We start from the raw sequence: 8,960 nt of genomic DNA, 5'->3' as shown, positions 1-8,960 counted from the left end.
CCGCGCAGATCCCCGACAGATCATGTGGACGAGAGCGGCGATCCTCCTCGGACCGCCTGCGGCGGCGGACAGATCGTCGGCCGCGGTTGGTCTAGCTGTTGATCGTTCCTCCAATGTCGCCTACATCACATGGCGCCTGTCCATGCAGTGCCGACACTAGGCGTTCAGTTAATAAAAAGGAACTTATTCCGATAAAAAAGTCAGACGGGCGTCCAGTCGGTTTCCGGAGGTGGGCACGACCTGGCCATGAGTGTGCGCTCCAACACATCGGCTACAGATATGTGAGCTAGCACACTTTCAGAACCGGAGACTAGGAGCCGAAACGTTGCATCTGCGTTGCATCGGCACCGAGGCGCCGATCGAGCACCCGAATCTTGGCTTCGATCTGCGCATACAGGGGTGAATCGCGATCGACGGTCGCCCGATAGGCGGCCCAGGCTGCGGCATCGTCGCGCCCTTCCTGACACGCGGTCCACCGGCGCAGCACGGCCGGGTCGGCCGAGGCGAGCACAGCGGTACGCAACCGCACCCGCAACTCGTCGCGGAGGTCGCAGATGCCCGGCGCCGAGGACCGCGGCAACACCGGACCGGCGTACAACCGCAATGCGGATTCGATATCACCGGAATCCAGCGCGGCCCGCAGCGCCTCCACATCGGTTGCGACATGTACCTGCAAACGGTATGGGCGCGAGGCGACCACCGTCGCGCCGACCACCGCGCGCAACCGGGACATGGCGGCGCGGATCGTGCCGTTGTCCAGATCGGTGTCGTCGAGCAGCAGCGCGAGATGATCCGAACCCAGACCCTCGGGATGCTCGGTGAGCAACAGCAGGATCTCGGCATGACGTTGCGACAGCGGTACCCGCTCCCCCGCCACGCTCAAGTGCGGTTGCCCGAGCCCGAGCACATCGAGCGCCAGCCTGGCCTGTTCGGGTTCGGCCGCCGGGTCGCTTCCGCGCACCGAGCCGGTTTCGCCTCGGCCCGCCCGCATGGCTCGCAGCACCAGATCCATCTCGGCGGCGGTGGCGGCGGCCTTGACCAGAGCGAGGATTTCCGGCTTGGCCACCCGCATCCCGCCGGCAATCATCAGTACCCCGACGAGCCTGCCGTCCGGCTCGTGCACGGGTGCCGCCGCACCGGTGATCTGGTGCATGCGGTGCAGGAAGTGCTCGGGCCCGTGGATCCAGGTGGCCCGGCCGGTGCGCACGACGAGGCCGACGGCATTGGTGCCGATGCGCCGTTCGCTGAGGTCGTCGCCTTCGCGCAGACCGATCTCGGCGGCCGCGGCGACCTGGTCGGGATGACCGTGCACGCAGAGCACCCGCCCGAACTGGTCGGCGACGGTGACGATGAGCCCCGCCCGCGCCGCGTCCTGGACCAGCAGTTTGTCGATCAACGGCATGAGGGCGGCGATAGGGTGGGCATCGCGATACCGCACCAGGTCGGCGCCGCGCAGCCCGCGGCCGTCGACCATATCGGTGGGATCGATCCCACCGCGTACGCTGCGTAACCAGGACTCGAGAACGAGCGGACGCAACAGACCGGCCAGCTGGGTCAGCTGTTCACCACCGGCACTGAGAAAACCATGGGCCTGTGCGGCATAGGCTTCCAGAGCACCGAGCTGCGCGCCCGCCTCCGTAGCCTGCCGTGGGGGCCGCCCACCTGCAAGATTGCTGACCATTTGCCTTTCTTTCCCGCTACAAACTGTACCGGGCAGTTATCGGGCCAAACGCCAGAAGTGCGGGTTTGTCCCGCAGGTCACATTGTGCTAGCAGATGTCACTCCGTCACACCGCGTAGCACGCCGCTATGGCTGCGGCGAGCGTCACTACCGTGGCCTGCGGACCCCGCGTCAGCGGCACCGGGACGACCGAAAGGTCGGCAATACTCAATCCTTCGATTCCGTGCACGCGACCGAGCTCGTCGACGACCGATTGCTCATCATTCGCCGGACCCATCCGGCAGGTACCGGACAGATGCTGGGACGTCCCACTATTGGCACGTAGCCAGTGGTCGTCGACGGGGCCGAACCTCAGGTCGAACAGTTCGCACGCCAGCTCGACGCCCGCGCGCAGGTTTGCCCGGTCCGCCGCGGTGAGCAGCCTGCTCTGATCGATATGGGCCGGCACGGTGGGGTCGGCCGAACGCAACGTCAGTTCGGCGGCGCCGGTCGGCCGCATGTGCGCCACCCCGAGCCTGCGCAGACCAGGTGAGAACACAGGTGTGTACGGGCGGAATTCGAGGTCGTCGTTTTCGAGCACGTATTCGAGGGCGACGGTGGACGCGGCCGGTTCGGGGCCGGGGAACTCGACACCGATCTCGGGGTGGTCGGTGCACCACGCCCCGACGGGGGCGGGCCGGACCACCGGAATGCCGAGTGCACGCAGTTGCCGCTCGGGTCCGATGCCCGAGCGCAGCAGCAGCGCGGCCGATTCCACGGCGCCCGCGCAGAGCACGATCCGGTCGGCGTCGGTGCGTCCGTGTTCGTGGCCGCGCACCCATTCCACACCGACCGCCCGGCTGCCGTTCATGACCAGGCGCGTCACCGTCGTTTCCCCGACGACGGTGAGGTTGGGCCGGTCGAGGACCGGATAGAGATGGGTGATGCCCGGTCCGGCGCGCCGGTTTCCCGAGATCGCGAGCGGTACCCGCCCGAAGCCTTCCGGTGCGTCGAGTGCGTTGAGGTCGGCGACCTCGCGTAATCCGGCTGCCGCGCATCGTTCGGCGAATTCGGCGCTGAACGGAGTGGGATCGGTGGCCCGGACAACCGGGATCGGACCGTCGGTGCCGTGGCCGGGGTCGGTGCCGTGATCCAGGTCGTTCTCCAGGCCCCGGAAGAACGGCAGCAGCGTGTCGAAGGTCCATCGCTCGCTGTTCCAGTCCGTGAAGCTCACGGCGGGCGGCCGGATGAAATAACTGCCGTTGATCGCCCCGGAACCGCCGATCAGCTTGCCACGCACCAGGTTTCCCGCGTAGCGCCAGAGCACCGCCGACTCCGGCCCGACCGGGAGATGGCCGGGGTCGAGCAGTTCGACGGGAATGTCGGCCGTTCCGGGCCACACCTGGCCGGCCTCGAGCACCAGCACCGTGTGGGCCGGGTCGTCACTGAGCCGAGCCGCGAGCACACACCCCGCCGAACCGGCCCCGACCACCAGCGTGTTCGGCAACGCGGACAACTCAGTTCGGCGGAACGTGCGGCTTCAGCGCCTCGAAGCTGCGTGCCCGGATGACGCCGAGCCACAGCCCGGTGCCGTAGGCGACATCGTCGAGTCGCTTGTAGGCCACATAGCGCAGCGGATCGAGGCCACCGGAATCGCGGTGGGTGAACCAATCGGCCAGTCCGTCGGCCAGTGCCATGGTGACCGCGATCTTCCTGATCCGCCTCGACGCGAGCACCGCCAGCAGCGTCACCGGCCAATAGTCACGACACATCGCCGAGGCCAATCGCCAGAGCCCGGCGAAGAATCCGCGCGCCAGATACACCGCCGCGATCCGGGTGGAGTTGTCGAGTTCGGCGAACACCCGACGCATCCGGACCAGCGCCGTCGCCAGGGTGACCAGTCCGCCGAGCAGCCCCCATTTCGACAGGGTGGCGAACAGGATCGCGGCGAGCACCGTCCACTTCGGCACGCTCAGCGGCGAGACCATCTCCCCGTGCCGCTTGCCGAGCGGCGCGGCGCCCGTGCCGTAGAACAGCTTTCGCGTGAACCAGGCCCGGAACTCGACCCGGTGGTCGTGGGCGACGTGGGCGGCCGGCTCGTAGCGCAGCCGCCAGCCTGCCCGCTCGAGCCGCCAGCACAGGTCGACATCCTCGGCCACCTGCATGGATTCGTCGAACCCGCCCTCGCCGAGCAGTGCCGCGCGCCGGGCGAGCAGTGCCGCGCTCGGCACGTAGGACACGATGCCGCGTGCGTGCACCGCGGCCTCGCGCCTGCCCAGATCCAGCGAGGAGCGGGTGTGTTCGTAGCGGGCCAGCGCGTTGGACTCCGAATCCAGGGCGACGATGCGCGGCGCGACCAGCGCCACCTGCGGATCGCTGAAATGCCCGAGCATCACCTCGAGCCAGCCGCTGCGCGGCACCACATCGGAGTCGAGGAACGCGACGAAACCCGTTGACGCCGCCCGCAACCCGGCATTTCGGGCGGCTGCCGGGCCGAGTGGGCGCTCGTGACGCAGCACCGTCACCTGCCCGCGCCCCGGCCGGGGCGGGATGCGCACCGGTTCGTCGGAACCGTCGTCGACGACAATCACATTGTGACCGCGCAGCGAGCCGAGCAGCCGCACGAGTCCGTCGGCGTTGTTGTAGAGCGGGACGACGACCGTGACGTCGTCGGGTGAGGGCAGCAGCCGGGGTCGCGGGTTGGCGACCCCGGAATCGAGGAGTCTGCGGGCGACGATCGCGGACTTGGTATCGGTGACCTCGAGGTACCCGTCGCCGATCAATTCGGCGGCCTCGGGTGCCAGGCGCAGCATCCGTGCGGGCGATCCGCCGATCAGGATCCGACCCCCGGAAAATGCGCGTACCCGTGGATCGATCCGTACCCCGAAGCCGTCGGGCAGACGATCATGGCGCATTCCTCGCATGCTATTCGCACTTGGCCCGCCAAACATCATCACCCCAGAAAAAAGGAAGAAACTCCGCTCGAAATGCCGCTCCGACCGATTGGATGACGTGTCGAGCAAGATCGGCAGCGCACCGCTGGCAACCGCGACGCGACTACCCGAGCGGACTCTCGTTGCACGCCTTGGCCGGTGGCTGACGCACGGTCAGCGGCAGCGACACCCGGGTGCGGGCGCGCACCGGCCGCGAGTGGTCCACCGCCGGGCGCGGAACGACGCGGCCCGGTGCCGACAACGCCGCCTCCCCGTACCCCTGCACACACTCCGGGTCGGGTCCGTTGGCGGGCAGACCGGTGAAGAATTTGGCGGCCATGCACCCGCCACGGCAGGCGTCGTAGTGGCTGCACTTGGTGCAGGCGCCGCCGTCGACCGGCTCGCGCAGTTCGGCGAACAGTTCGGCATTGGTCCACACACCGTCGAAACCACCGTCGGTGAGGATGTTTCCGGCCTTGAACCGGTCGTGGATGGCGAACGGGCAGGCGTAGACGTCGCCGACGGGGTCGACCAGGCAGACCACCCGGCCCGCACCGCACATGTTCAGGCCGGGCAGGGCCGAACCGAAGGCAGACAGGTGGAAGAAGGAGTCGCCGGTGAGCACGCCCTCGCCGTTGCGCACGAGCCAGTCGTAGAGCTCGCGCTGCTGTTCGGGCAGCGGGTGCAGCTCGTCCCACACGTCGGCGCCGCGGCCCGACGGGCGCAGGCGGGTCAGGCGCAGTGTGGCGCCGTACCGGTCGGCGATGGCCTTGAATTCGTCGAGCTGGGCGATGTTGTGGCGGGTCGCGACCACCGACAGCTTGGCGTCACGGAAGCCCGCGTCGGCCAGGTTCGACAACGCCTTGATGGCGGTGTCGTAGGAGCCGGGACCACGCACGGCGTCATTGACCTCGGCGGTGGCGCCGTCGAGGGAGATCTGCACGTCGACGTAGTCGCTGGCGGCCAGCCGAGCGGCGACCTGCTGGTTGATCCGGACCCCGTTGGTGGAGAACTTGACCCCCACGTGATGGGCGGTGGCGTAGTCGACGAGTTCCCAGAAGTCCGGGCGCACGGTCGGCTCACCGCCACCGATGTTGACGTAGAAGATCTGCATGCGTTCGAACTCGTCGATCAGCGCCTTGCACTGCTCGGTGCTCAGCTCGTTCGGGTCGCGGCGACCCGACGACGACAAGCAGTGCACGCACGACAGGTTGCACGCGTACGTCAGCTCCCAGGTGAGACAGATCGGCGCGGCCAGACCGGATTCGAAACGGTCGATCAGCCGTCCGCCCTGTGGGGCGCCGACCGGGGCAGGCGGGCTCGGTTCCACCGGCGTGACCGGACCCGGCGCGGGCACGATCATGTCGGTGCGGGCCAACTGGTCGAGCGCCTCGACATATGCCGTCGAAGCACTGAAGCCCTTGGCATGCAGCGCTTCCCGCACGGAATGGTGTGCGGGCAGCGACCGGACCACGTCGACCAGCTCGCGGCTCTTGAGGAACGAGAGCTTGCGGGTGCCGAAGTGGTACAGCAGCGCACCGAAGGACTCCGGACGCAAGGAGACCCGGGGATGCAGCGCCCATCGGGCATCGAGATCGAGCACGCCTGCCGCCATGGTCAGTACACGCCGCACATGCCGTCGATGCTGACCTCTTCGATCAGCGTCTCGGCGATCAGGTCCTCGCCGGTGTCCTCGCTCGCGGGTGCCGGGTTCTCGGCCATGACTACCTCCCATGTGTTGACGGTCACTCGCGACTTTAACGTCAGTCACTGCCATAAAGGGGGGATTCGGAAAAACTCACTGGACGGGCCACGACATCTAGACTTCCGGGAGCAGGACGGAAGGGGCCCGAGAGCCCAGCGGCAGTAGAGGTGAGGCAGAGGCTTGCGTAACCACGGTGGGGTCGGCAGCGGCGCGAATTCGACACTCTCGGAAGCGGAGATCGTCGAGGCGGCGCTGCGCGTAGTACGCGAGGACGGCGTGGAGAAGCTGTCCATGCGCAGGCTCTCGCGTGAGCTCGGGGTGTCGCCGATGGCGCCCTACTACTACGTCGCCGACAAGCGCGAACTCCTCGACCTGGTCGCCAGCGCGGCGCTGGTCGGCGTGCGCAAGCCGCCGCGCGAGTCCGGCCCGTGGCAGGTACGCCTGCGCGATCTGATCGATCAGATAGACGATAAACTGCGCAGGCATCCCGGCCTGGGCGACATCCTGCTCGAGCAGATGCTCGGCAAGCAGCTCGACCTGATCGAAGCGGTGATGGAGATCCTGTTCGACGCGGGATTCTCCGATCGCAACGTGCTGGCCGCCTACGCGACCATTCACACCTACCTGTTCGGCCGCAGCAGGGTGAATCCGCGCGACCGCTCCGCCCCCGCGGACGTGCTGCTGCCCGAAGCGGTGGCCCGTGCCACGAAGTACATGTCCGACCTGCGCGGCAAGTACTCCTACGACTTCGGGATGGAGGTGCTCGTGGCCGGGCTCGAGGCGCAGCTTGCCCTGCAGGCGCGTCCGGACTTAGCATGAAACTGAAACACGTTCTAGTTTTGCCCGAGAGGACGACATGACCACAGTCGAGGTTCCGCACGGCTCGCGCTCGGTGGTACTGCGGGTCGCCGCAGTCATCGCCGAAACGACCGACACCCGCTCCGTGGTCTTCGAGGTGCCCGACGAGCTGCGCGAACGGTTCGCCTACCAGCCCGGGCAGTTCCTCACCCTGCGCATCCCCAGCGAGCTCACCGGTTCGGTGGCCCGCTGCTACTCGCTGGCCAGCTCGCCGTTCACCGACGACCTGCCCAAGGTGACCGTGAAACGCACCGAGGGTGGTTACGGTTCGAACTGGCTGTGCGACAACATCAGCGCAGGCGACGAGCTGGAAGTACTCCCGCCGTCGGGCGTGTTCACCCCCCGCGACCTCGACACCGATCTGCTGCTGTTCGCGGCGGGCAGCGGCATCACCCCGGTCATCTCCATCCTGAAGTCGGCGCTCGCCAAGGGCAGCGGCAAGATCGTGCTGGTTTACGCCAACCGCGACGCCGGCTCGGTGATCTTCGCCGACGAGCTGCGCGAACTGGTCGGCAAGTTCCCGCAGCGGCTCAGTGTCATCCACTGGCTCGAACCGCTGCTCGGCCTGCCGACCGCCGACATGCTCGCCCGCCTGGTGAGCCCCTACACCGCCTACGAGGCGTTCATGTGCGGGCCGAAACCGTTCATGGACCTCGTGCACACCGCGCTCGCCGCGCTCGACGTGCCGCGCAGCCGCACCCACGCCGAGATCTTCAACTCGCTGGCCGGTGACCCGTTCGCCGACCACGCGCCCGCCGAGGTGTCCGAGGAAGAGGCCGCCGACGCCGCGACCGTCGAGGTGGAGCTCGACGGGCAGGTGCACGAGCTGAGCTGGCCGCGCAAGCAGACGCTGGTCGACATCATGCTCGACAAGGGCCTCGACGTGCCCTACTCCTGCCAGGAGGGCGAATGCGGGTCGTGTGCCTGCACGGTGCTGGAAGGCAAAGTGGAGATGGAGAATTCGGAGATCCTCGACCCCGAGGACATCGAGAACGGGTACATCCTCGGCTGCCAGGCCCGGCCGGTGACCGACCACCTGAAAATCCAGTTCTAGCGCATCGCCCGATACGCGGCGCGTTGTTCCTTGTCGAGGTGTTCGGTCGCGTAACTGAGTGCGGTGCGACCCATTTCGCGTGCGTTGGCATCGAGGAAGCCGGTGAGTAGCGCGGGGTCGACCTTCTTGCCGACCTCGCGCAGCATCCACCCGAGGGCTTTCTGGATCAGGTCGCGGTGATCGTCGAGCAGCTCCTCGGCCAGGGCCAGGGTGGTGCTCGCGTCGCCCGCGCGGATGAAGGCGAAGGTCGACAGCAGGGCGACTCTGCGCTCCCAGAGCGAATCCTGGTGTGCCAGTTCGAAAAGCAGGGTGCGGTCTTTGTCGAGCAACCAGGCACCGAGAATGTATTCGGCCGACGAGTCGACCAGGTCCCAGTTGTTCACCCGGCCCCGGCACACGGCGGCCAGGTAGCGGTCGACTGTCTCCTCGCGCGCCTTGTCGTCACGGGTGCGTGGTTTCGACGCGGTGGCGAACTTCGCGCCGAGGACGAACAGAGCGACCAGGCGTTCCTCGTGGACCGGGCTGTCGAGGAGTTCGTCGACCTGGTCGAGCGGCAGCGCGGTGAATCCTTTGGCGACCCTCCGGCTGACAGGCACGCGGACACCGAGGAACACATCACCGTCGCCGTACTCGCCGGGTCCGGTTTTGAAGAAGCGTTGCAGGTGTCGCGCGTCGGCCGGGTCGGCGTGTTCGGCTAGTGCGGCACGAACCTGCTCGGCGGTCGGCAACTCGGACACACGCACCTCCTGGG

General features: G+C 67.6%; 8 protein-coding genes. 2 read left to right on the top strand and 6 right to left on the bottom strand.

The features are described 5' to 3' along the window. Positions 1-310: 310 nt before the first annotated feature. From NI2_RS02025 to mftA, 5 genes are all read right to left on the bottom strand, one after another. Entirely contained in the window at positions 311-1,681 is a 1,371-nt protein-coding gene (locus NI2_RS02025; protein WP_067485228.1) for a GAF domain-containing protein, read from the bottom strand. Between the two features lie 105 nt (positions 1,682-1,786). Continuing rightward, positions 1,787-3,166 (bottom strand): mycofactocin dehydrogenase MftG, encoded by a 1,380-nt coding sequence (gene mftG / locus NI2_RS02020; RefSeq protein ID WP_067485884.1) that lies wholly within the window; start codon positions 3,164-3,166, stop codon positions 1,787-1,789. Between the two features lie 10 nt (positions 3,167-3,176). Beyond that, entirely contained in the window at positions 3,177-4,574 is a 1,398-nt protein-coding gene (gene mftF, locus NI2_RS02015; RefSeq protein WP_067485225.1) for a mycofactocin biosynthesis glycosyltransferase MftF, read from the bottom strand. 142 nt (positions 4,575-4,716) lie between these two features. Further along, positions 4,717-6,207, bottom strand: coding sequence for a mycofactocin radical SAM maturase (mftC, locus tag NI2_RS02010; RefSeq protein WP_084457342.1), 1,491 nt, complete (start codon positions 6,205-6,207; stop codon positions 4,717-4,719). Positions 6,208-6,209: 2 nt separating this feature from the next. Then, positions 6,210-6,314 (bottom strand): mycofactocin precursor MftA, encoded by a 105-nt coding sequence (gene mftA / locus NI2_RS02005; RefSeq protein ID WP_067485222.1) that lies wholly within the window; start codon positions 6,312-6,314, stop codon positions 6,210-6,212. A 163-nt stretch (positions 6,315-6,477) separates the two neighbouring features. Between mftA and mftR2 the strand changes: the two genes are divergently transcribed. Together mftR2 and NI2_RS01995 are read left to right on the top strand one after the other, a co-directional pair. Next, positions 6,478-7,116, top strand: a complete 639-nt coding sequence (gene mftR2 / locus NI2_RS02000; RefSeq protein WP_067485219.1) for a mycofactocin system transcriptional regulator MftR2 — start codon at positions 6,478-6,480, stop codon at positions 7,114-7,116. Positions 7,117-7,153: 37 nt separating this feature from the next. Then, positions 7,154-8,209: a ferredoxin--NADP reductase gene (locus NI2_RS01995; RefSeq protein ID WP_067485217.1), complete on the top strand. Its 1,056-nt coding sequence runs from the start codon at positions 7,154-7,156 to the stop codon at positions 8,207-8,209. Here NI2_RS01995 and NI2_RS01990 read toward each other — a convergent pair. Continuing rightward, on the bottom strand, positions 8,206-8,946 hold the full coding sequence (locus NI2_RS01990; RefSeq protein WP_067485880.1) for a DNA alkylation repair protein: 741 nt from the start codon (positions 8,944-8,946) through the stop codon (positions 8,206-8,208). The genes NI2_RS01995 and NI2_RS01990 overlap by 4 nt on opposite strands. Positions 8,947-8,960 lie beyond the last annotated feature (14 nt).

Origin of the sequence: Nocardia ignorata NBRC 108230 (assembly GCF_001612905.1) — a bacterium.
In the GTDB taxonomy this organism is placed as follows: Bacteria; Actinomycetota; Actinomycetes; order Mycobacteriales; family Mycobacteriaceae; genus Nocardia; species Nocardia ignorata.
The sequence above is the reverse complement of the archived record's forward strand: the minus strand, read 5'-3'. Positions and strand labels throughout refer to the sequence as shown.